Origin of the sequence: Mycobacterium sp. GA-1199, assembly GCF_001500045.1 — a bacterium.
Lineage (GTDB): Bacteria > Actinomycetota > Actinomycetes > Mycobacteriales > Mycobacteriaceae > Mycobacterium.
On the sequence record NZ_LQIX01000025.1, the window covers coordinates 1 to 25,273 of the forward strand.

At 64.2% G+C, this 25,273-nt stretch carries 2 protein-coding genes and 2 pseudogenes; 2 read left to right on the forward strand and 2 right to left on the reverse strand.

Translation table 11 applies throughout. From position 1 onward, the window contains the following. Positions 1-22,831 (forward strand): annotated as a pseudogene (locus AU198_RS17205) (non-ribosomal peptide synthase/polyketide synthase); the annotation flags it as partial. A 96-nt stretch (positions 22,832-22,927) separates the two neighbouring features. Then, positions 22,928-23,155: pseudogene (locus AU198_RS27045) on the forward strand (phosphopantetheine-binding protein); the annotation flags it as partial. Positions 23,156-23,273: 118 nt separating this feature from the next. On the opposite strand, the gene AU198_RS17210 reads toward AU198_RS27045, so the two are convergent. Next, positions 23,274-24,179: a sulfotransferase family protein gene (locus AU198_RS17210; RefSeq protein WP_064349606.1), complete on the reverse strand. Its 906-nt coding sequence runs from the start codon at positions 24,177-24,179 to the stop codon at positions 23,274-23,276. 391 nt (positions 24,180-24,570) lie between these two features. Continuing rightward, positions 24,571-25,242, reverse strand: coding sequence for a methyltransferase family protein (locus AU198_RS17215; protein ID WP_064349608.1), 672 nt, complete (start codon positions 25,240-25,242; stop codon positions 24,571-24,573). Positions 25,243-25,273 lie beyond the last annotated feature (31 nt).

Sequence of the window (25,273 nt, forward strand, 5' to 3'; positions counted from 1 at the left end):
CGCTCGCCCGAAGCCGTGGTGTCCATCCTTGCCGTGCTCAAAACCGGGGCGGCCTATGTGCCGATCGACCCCGCGCATCCGGATGCCCGGATCAAGTTCGTGCTCGCCGACGCCGCACCGGTGGCCGTCCTGACTACTCGCGCGCTGCGCTCACGACTGCCCGACCACGAGGGATTAGTGGTCGTCGATACTGACGATCCGGCCATCGATACCCAGGCGAGCACCGGATTCGCGCTGCCGTCCGTCGACGATATCGCGTATCTGATCTACACCTCGGGAACCACGGGAACACCGAAGGGTGTAGCCGTTGCACACCGCAACGTGGTTCAGCTGCTGGAGGCGCTGGAGGCCGATGTGCCAGCGGCTGGGGTGTGGACGCAGTGTCACTCGTTGGCCTTCGACTTCTCGGTATGGGAGATCTTTGGGGCCCTCCTGAGCGGGGGCCGTTTGGTGGTGGTGCCCGACGCTGTGGTGCGCTCGCCCGAAGAATTGCACGCGCTGCTGGTATCTGAGCAGGTCGGCGTGTTGAGTCAGACGCCGTCCGCGTTTTATGCCCTGCAAGCCGCGGACGGGCTGGCCCCGGAGTTGGGTGATCAGCTCAAACTCGAGACGGTGATCTTCGGTGGGGAGGCACTCGAGCCCGCCCGCCTCGGAGGCTGGCTGGGGCGTCATCCGGGATTGCCGCGATTGCTGAACATGTACGGCATCACCGAGACCACGGTGCATGCGTCGGTACGCCAGATCTCCGCCGCAGATGTTGAGAAGGTGGAATCCCCGATCGGGGTGCCGTTGGCGCATTTGAGCCTCTTCGTGCTCGATGGTTGGTTGCGTCCTGTTGCCCCCGGTGTGGTCGGAGAGCTGTATGTCGCCGGCGCCGGCGTAGCCGAGGGCTATGTCGGCCGGTCGGGGTTGACGTCGTCGCGGTTTGTCGCGTGCCCCTTCGGCGGACCCGGGCACCGGATGTATCGCACCGGGGATTTGGTGTGGTGGGGCCCGGATGGACATTTGCGGTACGTGGGTCGCGCCGATGAGCAGGTCAAGATCCGCGGCTACCGCATCGAGCTCGGTGAGGTCCAGGCGGCGTTGGCTTCACTCGAGGGGGTCGATCAAGCCGCGGTGATCGTCCGCGAGGACCGCCCCGGTGACAAACGGCTGGTGGGTTACGTCACCGGGACCGCTGATCCGGGCGGGATCCGCGCTGCACTCGGTGAGCGGTTGCCGGGGTACATGGTGCCGTCGGCGGTGGTCGCGCTGCAGGCGTTGCCGTTGACAGTCAACGGCAAGCTCGACAAGCGGGGATTGCCGGCCCCGGAGTACACCGATTCCGACCAATACCGGGCCCCAGCCAGTGCCGTCGAGGAGACTTTGGCCGGCATATTCGCGCAGGTGCTCGGGGTGGAGCGGGTCGGCGTCGACGACTCCTTCTTCGAGCTGGGCGGTGACAGCATCTTGTCGATGCAGGTGGTAGCCCGCGCACGGGCGGCCGGTGTGTTGTGTCGGCCGCGCGACATCTTCGTCGAGCAGACCGTGGCCCGGCTGGCACGGGTAGCCACCCTCTCGGACGGTGAGAACGACGTCGTCGATGACGGGACGGGGCCGGTAACGGCAACACCCATCATCAGCTGGTTGGCAAGCGTGGACGGCCCGACCGAACAGTTCAATCAGACGGTGTTGCTCCAGGCTCCGGCGGGGGTGAGCGAGGCTGACGTCCTGGCGCTGTTGCAGGCCCTGGTCGATCAGCACGGCATGTTGCGGCTGAGTGTTGACGACGCCGGTGACGGGTGGTCATTGCACGTGTCGGAACCCGGGACGGTTGGCGTTGGTGAGTATCTGCATACCGCCGATGCGCTGACGGACGAGGCGCTCATCACCGTGCGTTCGAGGTTGAATCCTGCGGTTGGGGCAATGCTGGGCGCGCTTTGGGTGGCAGCGACTGGGCAGCTCGCCTTGGTCATCCATCACTTGGCCGTAGACGGCGTCTCCTGGCGGATCCTGTTGGAGGATCTCAACATCGCCTGGCGGCAACGTCGCACCGGGCAGTCGATCGCTTTGCCGGCCGGGGGAACGTCGTTTGCCCGGTGGGCGTCACTGCTGGCGGAGCATGCGCAGGACCCAGATGTTGTCGCCAAGACCGACGCATGGCGACAGGTAACGGAGGTCCCCTCAGGCTTGCCGGCGGTGCAGACGACGGTAGACACTTTCGCTTCGGCCGGGCGATTGTCGGCGGAGCTGGACGTCGAGACGACCCGGATGCTGCTGGGGGAGGTCCCGACGGCATTCCACGCCGGGGTCCATGAAGTCTTACTGATCGGTTTCGGGTTGGCGGTCGCGGAGTTCTTGGGTACTGGCCACGAGCCGGTCGCCATTGATGTGGAAGGCCACGGCCGCGATGGGGATCTGGCCGACACTGTGGACTTGTCGCGCACGGTGGGCTGGTTCACCACCAAGTACCCGGTGGCCTTCAACGTCGGGCGACTGGACTGGTCGCAGGTGAGAGCTGGAGGGACCGCGCTGGGAACGCTGATCAAGGATGCCAAGGAGCAGCTCCGCGCCCTGCCGGATGGTCTGTCCTATGGTTTGCTGCGCTACTTGAACTCAGATGTCGACTTGACGGGTTCCGAACCGGCGATCGGCTTCAACTACCTCGGGCGCTTCGGTGCTGCGTCAGCCGGAAAGTCCAGTGACACTTGGCGAATCCGCGAGGATGGAATGTCGCTGACCGGTGCTGCTGCGGATATCCCCATGCCATTGATTCACACGGTGGAACTCAATGCGGCCACCGTCGATACCGACTCTGGCCCGCAGCTGCACGCCAACTGGACGTGGGCGCCCTCAGCGCTCACTGACGCGCAGGTCAATCGGTTGAGCCGCTTGTGGTTTGAGGCTCTCGACGGAATCTGCAAGCATGTACGGGGTGGTGGAGGCGGTTTGACCCCGTCTGATATCGCAGTCAATCTCAGCCAACAGCAAATTGAGGAGCTTCAGCGGCAATATGCAAATCGCTGACATTCTGCCGCTGACTCCCCTTCAACACGGCTTGCTCTTCCATGCTGGTACCGCGACGGATTCGAGCTCCGACGTATATGCGGTGCAATTCGATGTCACCATCACCGGCGTCCTCGACGAGCACCGACTCCGCGACGCGGCGAACAGGGTGGCGGCCCGGCACCCAAACGTGTTGGCCCGCTTCTCTGATCAGTTCGGTCAGCCGGTGCAGATCATCCCCGCCGACCCGGTGGTGCCGTGGCGCTCCGTCGACCTGTCCGCCAGCGACATAGAGCTGGACGAGGAAGTTCAGGCGATTTGCGCTGACGAACGCGCAGCAGTGTGCCAACTCGGCGACGAGCCGGTCTTTCGAGTCGCATTGATTCGAACCGCACCGGATCGCCACCGCTTCGTGCTCACCAACCACCACATCGTGCTCGACGGCTGGTCGATGCCGATTCTGTTGCAGGAGATATTCGCCAGCTATTACGGGCGGCGCCTCCCACCGGCTACGCCCTATCGCAGGTTCGTCAGCTGGCTGGCAGATCGGGATCGCGAGGCCGCCCAGGCCGCCTGGCGCGAGGTGATGGCCGGCTTTGCGAGCCCGACCTTGTTGGGCCCGCCGGACCGGTTGGAACTCGGGCGCCGAGGTGTTGCCGAACGCCGGTTGCCCCGGCCCCTCACCCAGGCCGTGAATGACTTGGCGCGCTCGCGCCACACGACTGTCAACGTGGTGCTCCAGGCCGCCTGGGCGTTGCTGTTGAGTTCGCTGGCTGGTCAGCGTGACGTTGCCTTCGGTACTGCCGTCTCCGGCCGCCCCGCCGAAGTGCTCGGCGCTGAATCGATGGTCGGGCTGCTGATCAACACGGTGCCGGTGCGGGCGAACATCACGTCGACAACCACCACGGCAGATCTGCTTGACCAGCTGCAGGACGCGTACAGCCGCACACTGGATCATCAGCACCTGGCGCTCAGCGAGATACATCGTGTGTCGGGTCACGACAAACTCTTCGACACCCTTTTCGTCTACGAGAACTACCCGATCGACCCGGCCGCGTTAGCCGGCGACCACGACCTCGCCATCACCGAGTTCAGCGCGCGCGAATACAACCACTACTCGCTTACTCTGCAGGCGGTTCCCGGCGAGGAACTCAATCTTCGGGCCGAATACGCGTCCGACGTGTTCGACGATGAAAGCATCGAAACCCTGATCGGTCGTTTCGAGAGGGTGTTGGGGGCAATGACCGCCGACCCCGGTCAGCGGTTGTCGACGATCGATCTGCTCGAGGTCGAAGAGCAGAGTCGTTTGGACGATCTCGGTCGCCGCGTGGTGCTGAACCAGGCCGCGACCCCACTGTCGATTCCGGCGTTGTTCTCCGCGCAGGTGGCTCGCACCCCCGAGGCGGTGGCACTGACGTACCAAGGCCGTTCGCTGTCTTACCGGCAGCTGGACGAGGCAGCGAACCGGCTGTCGCACCTGCTGGCCGCTAACGGCGCAGGACCGGGACAGAGCGTGGCGCTGCTGTTCAACCGGTCGGCTGAGGCGATCGTGGCCATTCTGGCTGTGCTGAAGGCAGGGGCGGCCTACCTGCCGATCGATCCAAAGCTGCCGGCGGCCCGTATCGGATTCATGATCCAGGACGCGGCGCCCATCGTCGGCGTCACAATCGGCGGTTTGGCCGACCTGCTGACCGCGCACGGTCTGCCCGTCGTCGATGTTGACGACCCCCGCATAGGCGACCACTCCAGCACCGCATTGCCGGCGCCGGCTGCCGACGATCTGGCCCACATCATCTACACCTCGGGCACCACGGGTCTCCCGAAGGGTGTGGCCGTCACCCATTCCAACGTCACCCGCCTGTTCGATGGGATGGATGTCGGGATCGATCTGTCGCCCAAGCAGGTGTGGACGCAGACGTCGTCGTTGGTCTTCGACTTTTCGGTGTGGGAGATCTGGGGCGCGCTGCTGCACGGTGGGCGACTGGTCGTGGTGCCCGAGGACGTCGCCCGATCACCCGAAGACCTCCATGCCTTGCTGATCACGGAGCGCGTCAGCGTACTGAGCCAAACCCCGTCCGCGGTGGCGGCGCTGTCACCTCAGGGTCTGGAGTCGGTGTCGTTGATGGCCGCCGGTGAGGCCTGTCCGGTTGGCGTCGTGGATCAATGGGCGCCCGGGCGGGTCATGATCAACGGCTACGGCCCGACCGAAACCACGGTGTACGCGACGATCAGTGCCCCGCTGACCGCCGGATCGGGTGTCGTGCCGATCGGGGCCCCGGTTCCGGGGGCGGCGTTGTTCGTCCTCGACAGCTGGCTTCGTCCGGTTCCGCCAGGTGTGGTGGGCGAGCTGTACGTGGCCGGTCACGGAGTGGCCTGTGGGTATGTTCGCCGGGTCGGGCTGACCGCATCGCGCTTCGTGGCCTGCCCATTCGGGTTGCCGGGGCAGCGAATGTATCGCACCGGAGACTTGGTGCGCTGGGGTGCTGACGGGCAGCTGCAGTACTTCGGCCGCGTCGACGAGCAGGTCAAGATCCGCGGATATCGCATCGAACTCGGTGAGATACAAGCTGCATTGGCTGGGCTCGACGGCGTGGGGCAGGCGGCGGTGATCGTCCGAGAAGATCGCCCGGGCGATAAGCGGTTGGTCGGCTATATGACCGGAACCACCGATCCGAACGCAGTGCGCGAAGCCCTGGCCCAGCGACTGCCGGCCTACATGGTCCCGACGGCGGTGGTGCCGCTGGAGGCACTGCCCCTGACCGTCAACGGCAAACTCGACAAACGCGCATTGCCGCCACCGGGATATCAAGCTGTCGAAACCTACCGTGCGCCCACCGACGCGGTAGAAGAGGTGTTGGCTGACATCTACGCCGAAGTCCTCGGTCTTGAGCGGGTCGGGATCGACGAGTCCTTCTTCGAACTGGGCGGAGACAGCATCTTGTCGATGCAGGTGGCCGCTCGCGCGCGCGCCGCCGGGTTGAAGTGTCGGCCGCGTGACATATTCGTTGAACAGACCGTGGCGCGACTGGCCCGAGTCGCCGGGACCACCGCCGGTGAGGCTGAAATCCTCGACGAGGGCTTGGGAACGGTGACGCCGACGCCCATCATTCGGTGGCTCGAAGATGTTGACGGCCCTGTTGACCAGTTCAATCAAGCGGTATTGCTCCAGGCGCCCTCAGGGGTGACCGAGGCCGACGTGGTGGCCTTGATCCAGGCGCTGCTTGATCGGCACGCCACCTTGCGACTTCGCGTCGACGACAATGGCGCCGGAGGCTGGTCGCTGACTGTGCCCGACGTCGGGGCTGTCGATGCGGCTGCGTGTGTACACACCGTCGACGTGCTGTCCGACGAGGCCCTGATCGGGGCCCGGTCTCGACTGAATCCGGCCCTCGGCGACATGCTCAGCGCGTTGTGGGTGCGCTCCACCGGTCAGCTGGTCATGATCATCCACCACCTGGCCGTCGACGGGGTGTCCTGGCGCATCCTGCTGGAGGACCTCAACACAGCGTGGGCGCAGCTCGATAGCCACCAGCCCGCGGAGTTGCCGCTCGGTGGAACGTCGTTCGCCCGCTGGGCATCGCTGCTCGCCGAGCATGCATGGGACCCCGCCGTGGTGCAGCATGCGCAGACATGGCGGCAAGTTGCTGCGGTGTCGGCATTGCTGCCCGCCGTACAACCGACCGCGGATACGTTCGCCACGGCCGGGCACTCGTCGTTCGCTCTGAACGTGCCGACCACCCGGATGTTGTTGGGGGAGGTCCCGTCGGCCTTCCATGCCGGCGTGAACGACATTCTGTTGGTCGCCTTCGCTTTGGCGCTGGCAGAGTTTTTGAAGACGGACGGTGGACCGATCACTATCGATGTGGAGGGCCACGGGCGCCACGAGGAATTGGCGGCCGACGTGGATCTGTCTCGCACGGTCGGATGGTTCACTACCAAATATCCGGTCGCATTGACCGTCGGAGCGCTGGACTGGTCGCACGTGCTCGCCGGTGGGGCTGCCCTCGGAACGGCGATCAAGGAAGCCAAAGAGCAGTTGCGTGCGCTCCCGGACGGGCTGACCTATGGCCTGCTGCGGTATCTGAACGCCGACGTCGAGCTGACCGAGCCCGACCCCACCATCGGCTTCAACTACCTGGGTCGTCTGGGCGGATCAGCGGGCGAGACGGCCGGCGAACTGTGGCGGATGAGCCAAGAAAGCTTGTCGTCGATCGCCGCAACCGCAGCCATCCCGATGCCGTTGATGCACAGCCTGGAGCTGAACGCCGCCACCGTCGATTCCGAGGCGGGTCCGCAACTGCAGGCGAACTGGACCTGGGCGCGCTCGGCGCTCGACGAGGAGCAAGTCAACCGACTGAGCCGGTTGTGGTTCGAAGCTTTGTCGGGAATCTGCAAGCACGTCAGCGCCGGTGGGGGCGGACTGACGCCCTCCGATATCGCGCCGGCCCGCCTGACTCAGCAACAGCTTGACGAACTCCAAAAGCAGTACTCGATCGCCGATGTCCTACCGCTGAGTCCCCTGCAGCACGGGCTCTTGTTCCACACGGACAGCGCGCAGATAACTGACGATGTCTATGCGGTGCAACTGGAGATCACCGTGAATGGGCCTCTCGATCCCCACCGACTGCACGAGGCCGTGCAAACGGCGGCCAACCGGCATCCGAACCTGGCAGCCAGGTTCTGTGCGCAGTTCGAAGAGCCGGTGCAGATCATTCCGGTCGATCCCGACGTGCCCTGGCGGTATCTCGATCTCGTTCCGGGCGACGTGGACATCGACGAGCAGCTGGAGACGCTGTGCGCTGCCGAACGCGCCGCCGTCTGCGATCTTGCCCACCAGTCGGCCTTCCAAGGGGCCCTGATTCGCACCGCCGAAGACCGTCACCGATTCGTACTCACCTTCCACCACATCGTCGTGGATGGCTGGTCGCTTCCCATCCTCCTGCAGGAAATCTTCGCCATCTATTACGGTCAGCCGTTACCTGCGGCGGCCCCGTATCGCAACTTCATCAACTGGCTTGTCAGTCGAGACCGCGAGGCCGCCAGGGTGGCCTGGGGCGAGGTAATGGCCGGTTTCGAGAACCCGACCATGGTGGGTCCACCTGATCGGTTGGGACGTGGCAAGAGAGAGGTCGCCTCGTATCGGGTGCCAGATCAGACCACCCGGGCCGTCGGCGACTTGGCGCGCGCTCACCACACCACCGTCAGCACGGTGCTGCAAGGCGCGTTCGCGCAGTTGTTGAGCTCGTTGACCGGTCAGCACGATGTCGCCTTCGGTACAGCCGTTTCGGGGCGCCCAGACGAAGTGGTCGGAGCGGACTCGATGGTGGGTCTGTTGATCAACACGGTGCCGGTGCGGGCGAACATGACGCCGGCAACCAACACCGCGGACCTGCTCGAACAGTTGCAGACCGCTCACAACCGCACCCTGGAACACGAGCACCTCGCGCTCAACGAGATACATCGGCTCACCGGGCATGACCAGTTGTTCGACACCCTGTTCGTCTACGAGAACTACCCGGTGGACACCGCCGCTTTGGAAGCGGACCACGAGCTGGCCATCCTCGAATTCGTGGGCCGCGAATACAACCACTATCCACTCACGGTTCAGGCCATCCCGGGTGACGAGTTGGGCCTTCGCGTCGAATACGACACCGATGTGTTCGACGCCCAAGACATCCAGATACTCGTCGACCGGCTAAAGCGGCTCTTGGTGACGATGGCGGCCGATCCACAACGGCCGCTCTCGTCGGTGGATTTCCTCGCGTCCGGTGAGCACGCCCGCCTCGATGAGATCGGTAACCGGGCGGTGTTGACGCAACCCGCAGTTCGGGGGTCGTCCATCCTCGACGTGTTTGCGGCGCGCGCGACGGAGACACCGAACGCGGTGGCGTTGGTATGTGGCGACCAATCATGGACCTACCGAGAACTCGAGCTGGCGGCTAACCGCCTGGCGCACCTGCTCGCCGGCCGGGGGGCGGGTCCGGGACAGTCCGTCGCGCTGTTTTTCAACCGGTCCGCTGAAGCGGTCGTGGCGATTCTCGCGGTGCTCAAGACGGGCGCGGCCTATCTGCCGATCGATCCGGCACTGCCGTCGGCTCGCGTCGAATTCATAGTCGGGGACGCAGCTCCGTTGGCCGTCGTTACCACCGCCGACTTGGCCGCTCGGCTAGCAGAGCACGACTTGCTGGTGGTGGACGTCAACGATCCCGCCGTCGCCGACCAGCCCAGCACTGCGCCATCTGCGCCGGAGCCTGACGATGTCGCGTACGTGATCTACACATCGGGCACCACCGGCAATCCCAAGGGCGTGGCGGTCACCCATCGCAACGTCACACAATTGCTGGCGTCTCCGAATGTGGATCTACCGCCCGCGGGGGTCTGGGCGCAATGCCACACCCTGGCCTTCGACGTCTCGGTGTGGGAGATCTTCGGTGCTCTCCTGCGCGGCGGGCGCGTGGTCGTGCTGCCCGAAGAGGTGACCCGCGCTCCGGAAAGCTTCCAAGGCGTGTTGACGAGCGAGAAAGTCGACGTGCTCACGGAGACTCCGTCCGCTGTCAGCGTGCTCTCGCCGGAGACTCTGGGATCAGTCGCGTTGGTGGCTGTCGGCGAAGCCTGCCCACCCGAGGTCGTGGATCGGTGGGCTGGTGACCGGCTGATGATCAACGCATACGGCCCGACCGAGAGCACGATGTGTGTGGCGATCAGTGCGCCTCTGACGCCAGGGACGGAAGCGGTGCCGATCGGCTCGCCGGTGGCCGGGGCAGCACTGTTCGTATTGGACAACTGGATGCGTCCGGTGCCGCAGGGTGTGGTCGGCGAGTTGTATGTGGCCGGCGGCGGTGTGGCTTGCGGCTATGTGCGACGCCTGGGTTTGACGGCATCGCGGTTTGTGGCGTGCCCATTTGGAGCGCCCGGGACGCGGATGTACCGGACCGGGGATTTGGTGTACTGGCGTGCGGATGGGCAACTGGTCTATCTGGGACGCGCGGACGAACAGGTCAAGATCCGCGGTTATCGCATCGAACTCGGTGAGGTGCAGGCGGCATTAGCCGCGCTCGAGGGCGTCGAGCAGGCTGCGGTGATCGCCCGCAAGGACCGCCCGGGCGACAAGCGCCTTGTGGGTTATGTGACCGGTACCGCCGACCCGGTCGCCATCCGCGCAGCGCTGACTGAGCGGTTGCCGGCCTATATGGTGCCCACCGCCGTGGTCGTGCTCGAGGCGCTGCCGCTGACGGTCAACGGCAAACTGGACACGCGCGCCTTACCGGCGCCGGAGTACAGCGACACCAACCGTTACCGCGCCCCAGCCACCCTCACCGAAGAGATCCTGACCGGCATCTATGCCCAAGTCCTCGGTGTCGAGCATCTGGGAGTCGACGACTCGTTTTTCGATCTCGGCGGCGATTCGCTGTCGGCGATGCGCTTGATCGGTGCTGTCAACGCCAGCCTGGGTGCCAGCCTATCGGTCCGCACGTTGTTCGAGGCTCCCACGATTGCTCAACTGGCGCCACGCATCGGCGTCGATGGAACAGGGCTCGAGCCGTTGGCGCCGGTGAAACGGCCTGCGGTCGTGCCGTTGTCTTTTGCCCAGAATCGGCTGTGGTTTCTCGATCAGTTGCAGGGTCCGTCACCGGTCTACAACATGGCGCGCGCATTGCGGTTACGCGGCAAGCTCGACGCTGAGGCATTGCGCTCGGCGCTGGCCGACGTAGTGGCTCGCCATGAAAGCCTGCGCACGATTTTCCCGGCGTCTGACGGAATTCCCGAGCAGCTGGTGGTGCCCGCCGAGGACGTCGACTTCGGCTGGCGAATCGTTGATGCGACCGGATGGTCGGCGGAGGAGCTGACCGAGGCCATCGGTGAAGCAGCGAACTACACGTTCGATCTGGCAACTGAGATTCCCTTACAGGCACGGCTTTTCCGCGTCAGCGAGGAAGAACACGTGCTCGTGGCTGCGGTGCACCACATTGCTGCCGACGGGGTATCCATCGGTCCGCTGGCGCGGGATTTCGAGATGGCCTACACGAGCAGGTGTGACGGAGTGGCCCCCGGCTGGCAGCCCTTGGTGGCACAGTACGCCGATTTCACGCTGTGGCAGCGCGCGCAATTAGGTGACATAAATGATCCGCAAAGCCGCATCGCGGCGCAGGTGGCGTATTGGGAGCATGTTCTCGCTGGTATGCCCGAACGGTTGACACTTCCCACCGACAGGCCCTATCCGCCGGTTGCTGATTACCGCGGGTCTCGAGTGCTGGTGGACTGGTCGGCCGAGCTGCAACAAGCCGTGGCAAGACTCGCCAGCAAGCACAACGCGACCAGCTTCATGGTGATCGAGGCTGCCCTGGTGGCGTTGCTATCGAAGGTCAGCGCCAGTTCTGATGTGGCGGTAGGGTTTTCGATCGCCGGCCGACGCGACCCTGCGCTCGATGAACTGGTTGGGTTCTTCGTGAACACCTTGGTGTTGAGGATCGATCTGAGTGGCGATCCCAGTATCACTGAGCTACTTACCCAGGTGCGAGAACGCAGCCTTGCCGCATACGAGCATCAAGACGTACCTTTTGAGCTCTTGGTCGACCGGCTGAAGCCCACTCGTAGCTTGGCTCATCACCCGCTGGTGCAGGTACTGTTCGCATGGCAGACCTTGACCGGGCAGCAAAACGGCGCCTTTGGGCTCGCACTTGGTGACCTGGAGGCCGCACCGCTGTCTCTGGACACTCATACCGCACGTACGGACCTGGCAGTTCACCTCGGAGAACGTTGGACCGAGACGGGTGAACCCGCCGGCATCGGCGGGGATGTGGAATTCCGCACTGACGTTTTCGACGCAGCAACCATTCAGACGCTCATCGACCGGTTCGAGCGGATGTTGGTAGCGATGACATCCGACCCGACAGGGCGGCTCTCATCGGTGGACCTGCTGGATGAGCCTGAGCACGCGCGCCTGGATGCGTGGGGCAACCGGGCAATGCTCACACAGCCTGCGATTGCGACGGGGTCGATTCCGGAGCTGTTTGCGGCGCAGGTGGCCCGTACACCGGACGCACTAGCGATCACCTGCGACGGCCGTTCGTTGACGTATTCGGAGGTTGAGAAGGCGTCGAATAGGTTGGCGCACTTGTTGACCGGGGTGGGGGCGGGACCCGGGCAACGGGTTGCGCTGATGTTGCCGCGCTCTGTCGAGGCGATCGTTGCGATCTTGGCGGTGCTCAAGACAAGGGCGGCATACGTGCCGGTCGATCCCGCGCATCCCGACGCGCGGATCGGCTTCGTGCTTGCTGACGCGGCACCCACCGCAGCGATCACCACGGCGGATCTGCGCCCGCGTCTCGACGGGCGCGACCTGTTGGTGATCGATGTCGATGACCCGGCCGTGAACGGCCAACCCGATACCGCATTGCCGACGCCGGCCACGGATGACATCGCTTACCTCATCTACACCTCGGGTACCACGGGAACCCCTAAGGGGGCGGCGGTCCCTCACGGGAATGTGACCCGCCTGCTGAAGTCGTTGGAAGCCGATATGCCCCCGTCGGGGGTGTGGTCGCAATGTCACTCCTTGGCGTTCGACTTCTCCGTGTGGGAGATGTTCGGTGCGCTGCTCAGCGGTGGCCGCATCGTAGTGGTGCCGGACGCGGTGGTTCGCTCACCAGAAGAGTTGTATGCGTTGCTCGTGGCGGAGCGGGTCAGCGTGTTGAGTCAGACACCCTCGGCGTTCTATGCATTGCAGACCGCTGATGCACAGCATGCGTGGCAATCCAGTGCCACCGCGTGGGAACGTCAGGTGACGAACTGGCTGGGCTTGGGCGCATCACAGCCGAGCGAGTCGAAAGACGAACTCGAACTCGAGGCCGTGGTCTTCGGCGGAGAGGCATTAGAGCCTCAGCGCCTCGAGACGTGGCTGGACAATCACCCCGGATCGCCGCGACTGATCAATATGTACGGCATCACCGAGACCACGGTGCACGCCTCGTTCCGGAGGATTGTCGCCAAGGATCTGAGGAGCGCGGTCAGCCCGATCGGGGTGCCACTGGCGCATCTCGCCTTTTTTGTGCTCGATGGTTGGTTGAAGCCCGTGCCTGTCGGGGTTGTCGGCGAGTTGTACGTGGCCGGCGCGGGTGTGGCCTATGGGTATGTGGGCCGACCGGCATTGACCGCGTCGCGATTTGTGGCTTGCCCATTCGGGGCACCCGGGGAGCGCCTATATCGCACCGGGGATCTGGTCGCCTGGAGTGCGACCGGGGAGCTCCAATACATAGGCCGCGCTGACGAGCAGGTCAAGATCCGCGGATATCGCATCGAACTCGGTGAAGTGCAGGCCGCCCTGGCCTCTTGCGATGCTGTAGACCAAGCTGCCGTGATCGCCCGCGAGGATCGCCCCGGCGACAAGCGACTGGTGGGCTATATCACCGGCTCAGCAAATCCAGACGAGGTACGCACCGCGCTGGGCGGACAACTGCCGTCCTACATGGTTCCGTCCGCAGTGGTAGTACTCGATGCGTTGCCGCTGACCGCGAATGGAAAACTCGACAAAAAGGCCCTCCCGGCACCGGAGTATCAGAAAACTGGTCATTTCCGCGCCCCAGCAAATCTCACTCAAGAGCTCTTGGCCGGAATTTTCGCGCAGGTGCTCGGGCTGGAGCGAGTCGGGATCGACGAGTCGTTCTTCGAGCTGGGCGGGGATTCGCTCTCGGCCATGCGCGTAATCGCCGCGGTCAACAAATCACTGGATGCCAGCGTTGCGGTCCGCGCCCTATTCGAAGCACCCACCGTTGAGCAGCTGGCTTCGTATGTAGCGTCAGGCTCGGATGTGCTTGAGCCCGTGGTGGCTGTAGAGCGGCCGGCGGTCATCCCGTTGTCGTTTGCGCAGAACCGGCTGTGGTTCATCGATCAGCTGCAGGGCCCATCACCCGTCTACAACATGGTGGTGGCCTTGCACCTGCAAGGCACCCTCGACCCAGAGGTGCTGCGAGCGGCGCTAAGCGATGTGGTGGGCCGCCACGAGTCGTTGCGTACGCTGTTTCCGGCTGTCGATGGGGTCCCAAGACAGTTGGTTGTACCGGCCCATCAAGCGACCATGGGCTGGCAGGTTTTCGAGGCAGCCGGATGGACTCCGGACCGTTTGACTGCGGCCGTCGAGGAGTCTGCTCGCTACACCTTCGACCTGTCCACCGAAATTCCGTTGCGCGCCACGCTTTTCCGGCTCGACGACGATGATCATGTGTTCGTGGGCGTGGTGCACCATATCGCCGCCGACGGCTCTTCCATCGGCCCACTGGTCGCTGATCTCGGTACGGCATATGCCGCCCGCTGCGCGGGGAAAGCGCCCAGCTGGACGGACTTACCGATTCAGTACGTCGACTACACGTTGTGGCAGCGCGCGCAGTTCGGAGATCTCGATTCCAGCGACAGCCCCATCGCCGCACAGCTCGCGTACTGGCAGGACACGTTGGCTGGAATGCCCGAGCGGTTGACGCTTCCCACTGATCGGCCGTATCCGCAGGTGGCTTCCAATCGTGGAGCGAGTGTGGTCGTCGGGTGGCCGGGAGAGCTCCACCAACGGGTCATTCAGCTGGCTAGCGAGCACAACGCGACCACCTTCATGGTGGTTCAAGCCGCCCTCTCCACACTGCTGTCGAAGGTCAGTTCGAGCGCCGATGTGGCCATCGGGTTCCCCATTGCCGGGCGGCGAGACCCGGCATTGGATGAGTTGATCGGATTTTTCGTCAACACCTTGGTGTTGCGGGTCGACTTGACAGCCGATCCCACAGTCGAAGACTTGTTGGCTCAGGTGAGAAGTCGAAGCCTGGAAGCCTTTGAACATCAAGACGTACCCTTTGAGGTGCTGGTCGAGCGTCTCAATCCGGCCCGGTCCCGAGCTCATGAGCCGTTGATACAGGTGTTGTTGGCCTGGCAGAACTTCGCCCGGCCGAATCACGACGATGGTGCGGGCCTCGCTCTGGGTGATCTGCAGGTCACGCAGTTGCCGGCCGATACTCACACCGCTCGAATGGACTTGACGTTCTCGCTGTTCGAACGTTGGACCGCCAACGGTGAGCCCGCCGGAATCGAAGGGGCGGTGGAGTTTCGCACCGACGTGTTCGACACGGCCAGCATCGAAACGCTGCTCGCGCGATTCGAGCGGGTCTTGGTGGCTATGACCGACGGGCCGACCCGTCGGTTGTCATCTGTCGATGTGCTTGATGCGGCTGAGCACGCTCATCTGGATGTGATCGGTCATCGGGCGGTGTTGACCGAGCCGGCGCCGCCGACAGCGTCGATCCCGGTGTTGTTCGGCGAGCAAGTGGCGCGTTGCCCGGAGGCGGTGGCGCTGACTTTCGAGGGCCGCTCCTGGACGTATCGGGAGCTCGATGAGGCCGCCAACCGGGTGGCAAATGCGTTGGCGGCCAATGGGGCCGGACCCGGTGAGCGGGTGGCGCTGTTGCTGAACCGGTCGGCTGAAGCGGTTGTGGCGGTACTGGCGGTGCTCAAGACGGGGGCGGCCTACGTGCCGATCGACCCGGCGCATCCGGATGCGCGCATCGCAGTCGTCCTCGCCGACGCAGCGCCGGTCACGGTTGTCACTATGACCAACCTGCGCGCGCGACTGGACGTGGGCGGTGTGCCCGTCGTAGAGATCGATGACCCTCGCATCGCCAGCTATCCCAGCACCGGCCTTCCGGCACCGGCCGTGGACGACTTCGCCTACATCATCTACACCTCGGGAACCACCGGCGTTCCCAAGGGCGTGGCGGTCACTCACCGCACCGTGACCCAGCTGTTCCAGTCGCTGGACATCGAATTGAAGCTGCCGGGTCAGGTGTGGTCGCAGTGGCACTCGTTGGCGTTCGATGTCTCTGTGTGGGAAATGTTCGGTGCCCTGCTGCATGGTGGACGCCTGGTGGTGGTGCCCGAGGAGGTAGCAGGCTCTCCGGATGAGTTCCGCGCCTTGCTGATTGCCGAACATGTCAGTGTCTTGAATCAGACTCCGTCGGCGGTGGCGACGCTGTCGCCCGACGGTCTGGAGTCGGTGGCTTTGGTGGTGGCCGGTGAGGCGTGTCCTCCCGAGGTGGTGGATCGCTGGGCGCCCGGTCGGTTGATGATCAACGGCTACGGGCCGACCGAGACGTGGTACACGTCTTTCAGCGCACCGTTACACGCCGGTTCGGGGGTTGTGCCTATTGGCATCCCAGTGCCCGGCGCTGCTTTCTTCGTCCTCGACGCGTGGTTGCGCCCAGTCCCGGTGGGTGTGGTCGGCGAGTTGTATGTGGCCGGTCGCGGTCTGGCGTGCGGCTACGTCGGCCGGGGCTCGTTGACGGGATCGCGGTTTGTCGCGTGTCCGTTCGCCGGCTCCGGGGAGCGGATGTATCGCACCGGAGATCTGGTGTCGTGGGCCCCGGATGGGCAGCTGCGGTATGTCGGCCGCGCCGACGAGCAGGTCAAGATTCGCGGCTATCGTATTGAGCTCGGCGACATTCAGGCTGCATTGGCCGGCTGCGATGGGGTCGATCAGGCGGCGGTCATCACCCGCGAGGACCGCCCTGGTGACAAACGGCTGGTTGGCTATGTCACGGGAACCGCCGACCCGACCCGGATACGCTCGGTGCTTGCCGAGCGTTTGCCGGACTATATGGTGCCTGCGGCGGTGGTGGTGCTTGATGCGCTGCCATTGACGGTCAACGGCAAACTCGACCGACGTGCCCTGCCGGCCCCTGATTACACCAACGTCGATCGGTATCGCGCCCCGGCCACGCCCACAGAGGAGATCCTGGCCGGCATCTACGCCCAAATTCTGGGGTTGGAGCGGGTCGGCGTCGATGATTCGTTCTTCGAGTTGGGCGGCGATTCGTTGTCGGCGATGCGAGTGATCGCCGCGGTCAACAAGGCTCTGCATGCGGGCCTTCCGGTACGTGCCTTGTTTGAAGCGCCCACTGTGGCCGGGTTGGCACCGCGCATCGGTGAGGGGGACGCGTTGGCGCCGTTGGTGCCGGTGGAGCGTCCTGCGGTGGTGCCGTTGTCGTTTGCGCAGAACCGGTTGTGGTTCTTGGATCAGTTGCAGGGCCCGTCTGCGGTCTACAACTTGGCGGTCGCGTTGCGGTTGGACGGGCGCTTGAACGCCGAAGCGTTGGGTGCCGCTCTGGTTGATGTGGTGGAGCGCCATGAGAGTTTGCGCACGCTGTTTCCCGCCCCGGGAGGCATTCCGCAACAGCTGGTACTGCCGGTAGAGCGCGCCGAAGTCGGCTGGGAAATCGTTGATGCCACCGGGTGGCCGGCGAGCCGGCTCGGGGAGGCCGTCGAGGCGGCGGCACGTCGCCCGTTCGATCTGGCCACTGAGATCCCGCTGCGGGCAACTCTTTTCAGGCTTGGCGAGGATGCGCACGTGTTGGTTCCGGTGGTGCATCACATCGCTGCTGATGGCTGGTCGATCGCTCCGTTGGTGGGCGATTTGAGTGCGGCTTACGCCGCCCGGCGCGCGGGTCAGGCCCCGGACTGGGTCGATTTGCCGGTCCAGTACGTCGATTACTCCTTATGGCAGCGCGCCCAACTCGGCGAGTTGACCGATCCTGACAGTCCGATCGGCACGCAGTTGGCGTATTGGCAGGACGCGTTGGCCGATATGCCCGAGCGGGTGCAGTTGCCTACTGATCGGCCGTATCCGCCGGTGGCCGATTATCGCGGGGCCAAGGTGGCGGTGCAGTGGCCGGCGCATGTGCAGCAGGGCGTTTCTCGGCTCGCTGGTGAGCACGGTGCGACCGGTTTCATGGTGATGCAGGCGGCTTTGGCGGTGTTGTTGGCCAAGTTGAGTGCGAGTTCTGATGTGGCGGTGGGGTTCCCGATCGCGGGGCGGCGTGACCGGGCGCTCGATGAGTTGGTGGGTTTTTTCGTCAATACGTTGGTGTTGCGGGTCGACCTGGCCGGCGATCCGACGGTAGGCGAGTTGCTGGGGCAGGTGCGTGCGCGCAGTCTGGCCGCCTTTGAGCATCAGGATGTGCCGTTCGAGGTGTTGGTGGAGCGGCTCAACCCCGTTCGTTCGCTCAACCATCACCCATTGGTGCAGGTGTCGTTGGCGTGGCAGAACAATGCCGAAGGTGATTTGAGGCTTGGTGATGTGCAGGTCACCCCGATGCCGGCGGACACCCACACCGCCCGCATGGATCTGACGTTCTCCTTGGGTGAGCAGTGGAGCGATGGCGGTGAGCCCGGTGGTATCAGCGGGCACGTCGAGTTCCGCACCGATGTGTTCGACGCTCCCACCATCGAAGCATTCGTTGAACGGTTGCAACGGATCCTGGTGGCCATGGCGGCCGACCCGGCGCAGCGGTTCTCGTCGATCGATGTGCTCGATGTGAATGAACATGCCCGGCTGCAGGTTTGGGGTAATCGGGAGGCGCTGACGGCGGCGGGACCGCCGGCGGTGTCGATTCCGGAGTTGTTCGCTGCTCAGGTCGCCCGTACGCCGGAGGCGGTCGCATTGACCTCTCAGGGTCGTTCATGGACGTATCGCGAACTAGATGAGGCATCGAATCGCTGGGCGCACCTGCTGAGCAGTCGCGGGCTGAGGCCGGGGCAGCGGGTGGCTTTGTTGGTGGAGCGCTCAGCTGAGGCGGCCGTGGCGATGCTGGGGATGCTCAAGTGTGGGGCGGCGTATGTGCCTATCGACCCCGCGCATCCGGACGCGCGAATCGAGTTCGTGCTCGACGACGCCGCCCCGTCCGCCGCCCTGACCACCGCCGGGCAGGCCCACCGATTGGCCGGCCATGAGCTGGTGGTGATCGACATCGACGACCCCGCCGTCGACACCCAGCCCAGTGCAATGACAGCGATGGGGCCGGCCCCGGATGATGTCGCGTATCTGATTTACACCTCGGGTACCACCGGTGTCCCGAAGGGTGTGGTCACCACGCACCACAACGTCACCCAGCTGCTGCAGCAACTGGGCCACTACTTGCCGGTGACCGGGGTGTGGACGCAGTGTCACTCCTATGGTTTCGACACGTCGGTGTGGGAGACCTGGGGTCCGCTGCTGAATGGCGGCAAGGTGGTGGTGGTGCCCGACACGGTGACCCGTTCGGCGGAGGACTTGCACTCAGTGCTGGTTGCCGAGCAGGTCAATGTGCTGACCCAGACCCCCTCAGCGGCCGGGATGCTCGCAGTTGAGGGGCTGGATTCCACGGCGTTGGTGGTCGCCGGTGAGGCGTGTCCGCCGGAGCTGGTGGATCGGTGGGCGCCAGGGCGGGTGATGATCAACGCATTCGGGCCGACCGAGACGACGATGGTCGTGATGCTCAGCGCGCCGTTGAAGGCCGGGTCCGGGTGGCCGCCGATCGGTGCGCCGGTACCGGGGGCGGCGCTGTTCGTACTCGATGGCTGGTTGCGGGAAGTGCCTGTCGGGGTCGTCGGTGAGTTGTATGTGGCCGGTGAGGGTCTGGCGAGTGGCTACCTGGGCCGGGCTGCGTTGACCGCATCGCGGTTCGTGGCCTGCCCGTACGGGAATCCGGGTGCACGGATGTATCGCACCGGGGACCTGGTGTCGTGGGGTCAAGATGGCCAGTTGCACTATGTGGGCCGTGCCGACGAGCAGGTCAAGATCCGCGGGTATCGCATCGAGCTCGGCGAAGTCCAAGCGGTGTTGGCCGGCTGTGCCGGAGTGGATCAGGCGGTGGTGATCGCCCGCGAGGATCGTCCCGGCGACAAGCGTCTGGTGGGCTACGTGACCGAGTCGACGGCCGGCGCCGTCGATTCGAATGGTGTCCGCGCGGCACTGGCTGAACAGTTGCCGCGTTACATGGTTCCTGCCGCCGTTGTCGTTCTCGATGCGTTGCCGTTGACGGTCAACGGCAAGCTCGACACCCGCGCGCTGCCAGCGCCCGAATACACCGACGCCGACCGGTACCGCGCGCCGGAGAGCGGTGTCGAAGAGGTCCTGGCCGACATCTACGCCCAGGTGTTGGGTTTGGAACGAGTCGGGGTCGATGACTCGTTCTTCGAGTTGGGCGGGGACAGCATCTTATCGATGCAGGTCGTGGCTCGGGCTCGGGCGTCGGGTCTGCTGTGTCGACCCCGGGATGTGTTCGCTGAACAGACGGTGGCCCGCCTGGCACGGGCGACCCGGGTCATCGAAGGTGAGACGGCAGGGGCCCTCGATGCGGGTGTCGGACCCGTGGTGGCGACCCCGATCATGCACTGGCTGCAGGGCATCGAAGGTCCGACTGACGAGTTCAACCAGACCGTGGTGGTGCAAGCCCCTGCTGGAGTCAGCGAGGCCGACGTGGCGGTGGTCCTGCAGGCGCTTCTTGATCGACACGCGATGTTGCGGCTGCGGGTCGACGACGACGGCGCCGGTGGTTGGGCGCTCACGGCTCCTGAGCCTGGGGCGTTGGATGCGCGGAACTGCCTGAGAACCGCGGACGGATTGTCCGAGGCGGCGTTGATCGAGGCACGGTCGCGGTTGAACCCGGCGGCCGGGCTGATGCTCAGTGCGCTGTGGGTTGCCCGTACTGGTCAGTTGGTGTTGATCATCCACCACCTGGCAGTTGATGGGGTGTCGTGGCGAATCCTGTTGGAAGACCTCAACATTGCTTGGGCCCAGCGCCGTGCGTGCCAACCGATCGAGCTCCCAGAGGGAGGGACATCGTTTGCTCGATGGTCGGCACTGCTGGCCGAGCTTGCCCGTGCTCCGGAGGTGGTGGCTCAAACCGACGCGTGGCGGCAGGTGACCACGACCCCGGCCGCACTTCCGACGGTGCAACCGGCGCTGGATACCTACGCCACCGCCGGACGTTTGTCGGCGTCGCTCGATGCCGAGACCACTCGGATGCTCCTGGGGGAGGTCCCGGCCGCGTTCAATGCCGGAATCCAGGACATTCTGCTGATCGCGTTCGGGTTGGCGATTGCGGAGTTCACCAATGACAGCGGTGCGCCGGTCATCATCGATGTTGAGGGTCACGGCCGTGCTGAGGAGCTCTCATCCGATGTCGACCTCTCGCGCACCGTGGGCTGGTTCACGGCCCTCTACCCCGTCGCGTTGGCGGTTGACGGCTTGGACTGGGACGACGTCATTGCTGGCGAGGCGGCGCTGGGTGCCCTGGTCAAAAACGCCAAAGAGCAGTTGCGTGCTCTACCAGACGGTGTGACCTACGGTCTACTCCGCTATTTGAACCCGGATGTGAACTTGGCCGGATCCCATCCGGTGCTCGGGTTCAATTATTTGGGCCGGTTGGGCGCGTCCGCGGGCGAGACCTCGGACGATGTGTGGCGGATCGATTCCGAGGCATTAGCGTTGACCGGCGCGGTTGGGGCGTTGCCAATGCCCTTGGCGCACACCGTGGAACTCAACGCCGCCACCGCCGACACCGACACCGGACCGCAGCTGCACGCGGACTGGACGTGGGCTCCCTCGGCGCTGGATGCCACGCAGGTCGGCAGATTGAGCCGGTTGTGGTTCGAGGCGCTGGCGGGTATTTGCGCGCATGTGCGCGCAGGTGGCGGCGGATTGACGCCGTCCGACATCGCGCCCGCTCGGCTGAACCAGTCCGAACTCGACGAGCTCTGCCAGCGATATGCGGTCGCTGACGTGTTGCCGCTGACCCCACTACAGCAGGGGCTGCTCTTCCACGCCAACGCTGCGCAGCGTGACGGCGACGATGTGTACGCGGTGCAATTGGACATCACCATCACCGGCCCGCTGGAGCCGCTGCGGCTGCGTGAGGCCGTGCAGACCGTGGCCGCCCGCCACCCGAACGTGGTAGCCCACTTCTGGTCCCGGCCCGACGCGCCGGTCCAGATCATCCCCGCCGACCCGGCGGTGCCGTGGCGCTACGTGGACCTGAACGGGAGTGCGGTTGAAATCGATGAGCAGATCGAGCGCCTGTGCGCTGCCGACCGCGCCGCCGTCTGCGACCTGGCGGACCAGCCGCCCTTCCGGGCGGCATTGATTCGCGTCGCCGCACAGAGCCATCGGCTGGTGCTGACCAATCACCACATAGTGCTCGACGGTTGGTCGATGCCAATCCTGCTGCAAGAGATCATTGCCCACTATTACGAGCAGCGGCTGACCGAGCCCACGCCGTATCGCAGGTTCATCACCTGGCTGGCAGAGCGAGACGTGCAGGAAGCTCGTGCGGCCTGGAGCGAGGAGTTGGCCGGTTTCGAGACCCCAACACTCGTGGCTCCGCCGGACCGGTTGGGGTTGGGGCCGCGCACAATCGCAGAGTTCCGGGTGCCGGAACAAACTACGCAAGCCCTCGGCGAGCTGGCCCGCTCACACCACACCACCCTCAGTACTGTGCTGCAGGCTGCCTGGGGACTGCTGTTGAGCTCCGTGACGGGTAACCAGGATGTTGCGTTGGGTGCCGTGGTTTCCGGGCGGCCCGCCGATTTGGCGGGCGCGGAGACGATGGCCGGACTTTTGATCAACACCGTGCCGGTGCGCGTGCGTCTCACGCAGGCAACCACTACCAGCGAACTGCTCGGGCAGCTGCAAAGGGCGCAAAGCAGAACCTTTGAGCACCAGCATCTCGGGCTGGCGGAAATCCATCGCCTCACAGGCCACGAGAAGTTGTTCGACACGGTCTTCGTGTACGAGAACTACCCCATGGACACCGCGGCGTTGTCGAGCGGCCATGACTTCGACATCACTGAGTTCAGGGCCCGCGACTACTACCACTACCCGGTCGCGGTGCAGGCACAACCAGGGCGAGAATTGGGGCTTCGCGTCCAATTCCGCACTGATATTTTCGACGTAGCCAGTATCGAGGGGCTTATCGAGCGGCTGCAGGGGATACTGCTGGCGATGATCGCCGATCCCGCACGGCGCCTCTCGTCGATTGACCTGTTCCGTACGGATGAGCGCCATCGCCATGGCCCCGTTCAGTCGATGTCTACCGGAAGGTCGACATCGGAATATTCCGACGTCCTAACAAACGATTCGGTGCCGACCGACCCGGTCGAGCGGCTTCTGGCCGATGCTTTCGCGGAGGTGCTGGGCGTGGAAAGTGTGGGCGTCGACGAGTCATTCTTCGACATGGGCGGAGATTCGCTTTCCGCGATGCGTCTGATCGCCGGAATCAATGCGGCCCTTGACATTCAATTGTCCGTTACCAACCTATTCAACGCTCCATCGGTCAGGAGCTTGGGCAAACAGCTTGCCGAGATGCCCGACACATCGAATTGAATAGTCAACGTGGGGCGCGGTGCACCTTTGCCGCACAGGTGTCCAATGCCATACAGAGCCACTCGATCCCCCGCACCGGCTGTTCAAATCACGCCCTCCCGCACGGTTGGGGCGTTCTCTAGTTTCTGATGCTGTGCAACAGGGCGGCCACTTCCCGCCCAGCCCCCATCACGGTGGGGGGGAAGAACCGCTGCACGCGAGACAGACGGCGTGCATCCGCCAGGACTGTCCGCATGTCGTTTTCGCACGCCTGATACGCCTCGAACACCCCGTCCATGGCGGTTTGGTTGACGGGCTCGTCGTGGGCGGCCGAGCACAACACCTCGTAGACGATGTGAATCCAGTCGGTGCCGAACACCCGCCACACCTCCTCACCGCCAGCCTGTCGAGGGCTAAGGAACTCATCCACCGAACTGTTGGTGTCCAGGTCGATCCCCAACTGGTGGGAAATACGCTTCACCTCGTGCTGCCAATCGTTTAGCAGGTTGCGGTAGTCCACGAACACCCTCGGTAGGCCGCGTGTGTTCCGCTCCGCCAACAGCATGTTCTTCAGCCACAGCGCCCCCGCCAACTCCGCGGACGGCTTGTTGTCCATCTTCTGAATCGACGCGATAACCGGCTGCGGGTGACGCACCGGAATAACCACAGACGGTTTGTCCCCAGCTTTTCTGGCCGCCTCCACCCACACTCGGGTCAGGGTGATGATCTGCGGATCTTTGATCACCACAACGGTTCTTGTCGGCAGCGACTTCAGATAGCGGTAAACAGTATTGACTGCCCAGCGGTGGGCCGGCATCTCTTTGGGGGCGGGATCGAGGAACGTGGTGTGATACCGGTGGAGGATGCGTTCGTTGATGTTCAGGACACGCCGCGATTCCCAGTATCCGGTCGGGTTGTGCTTGTCGGGGGCAACCAAACCTGGCGGCAATTCAGCCCCGCACAGCGACAACACCCTCGTCAACGCCGACGTACCTGACCGGGCCATACCCAACACGAAAATTAGATCACGCATGTCTTTGCCCACGCAAAGACACAGTAGCCGACTCACTGCCCGTCGTCCCGCCTGGAGGTACCGTCGGAATCCGAGCAGCTTGATGAAGCGGAAGGCCTTGTCGGCGAGGACGAACGATCAAGATGGGTGTAGATGAACAGCGGCTGGCGCTCATGGTGTCGGCTCGGCGTGTTCGGTTAGATCAATTAGGTGTCGGTCTGAGCAGCGCACCGTCGGAGACGATTGAGCCGAACGTCGAAAACTGCAAGCGGCGACAAGGTGATCGATCTGATCGTCGCGCCGCCGAGGACGCGGGCGCTGCTGATCACCTCAACCTATGCCGCTGGGGAGTCCAAGCGTGCGACCTGACTGGCGCCTCTCGAGTGCGTAACCGCGATTCATTCACACTGTGGGCGCCGTGGCGTCACCAGACACACGGCACCAGGCGATAGCGGACCCTTTGTGTGTAGTCGCTGTATCCGTCTAGCTCCTGCTGCAGCAGTTTCTCCTCGTCTCGGATCCGCAAAGCGAGGGATATTCCCGCTAGTACGACGGTAAGGAGTCCCCAATAAGAACCGAGTGCAAGGGGGATGCCAACCAACATGATCATGCTGCCGGTGTACATCGGGTGTCGCACAATCCCGTAGAGACCGGTGGAGACGATCTGTTGATCTCCCTCCACTTGTACGTTTGCTGCCGCATAGCTGTTTTGGATCGCGACTACGGTTACCAAAATCAGCCCGGCGGCTACGAGAACGTTGCCAACCAAACAGGTCGCGGTTGGTACATGCGACCAACCAAGGCGATGGTCAAAGCCGCTGACCAGCAACGCTGTTGGCACCGACAAGAGCCAGCCGACGATGAGGACTTTCTGCACTACTCGGGTCTCTGCGGTCGCCCCGCGCATACGACGCTCGAACGCATCGGGATTCGTCCGCAACAAGTAGATGCTCGGAATCCATCCCGATAGGTTGAATACCGCCAAGAAGACCCACGCTTGCCAGTAGTCGAACGTGCCCGCTGCCAGAAAAGGGAGCAGCCCGAGCGCGACGGATTCAGCAAACTTTACCGTCAACCTTTTGGAAGTGAGTTTCACGGGCCCTCCTCGACGTGGGCAGGATACCGTA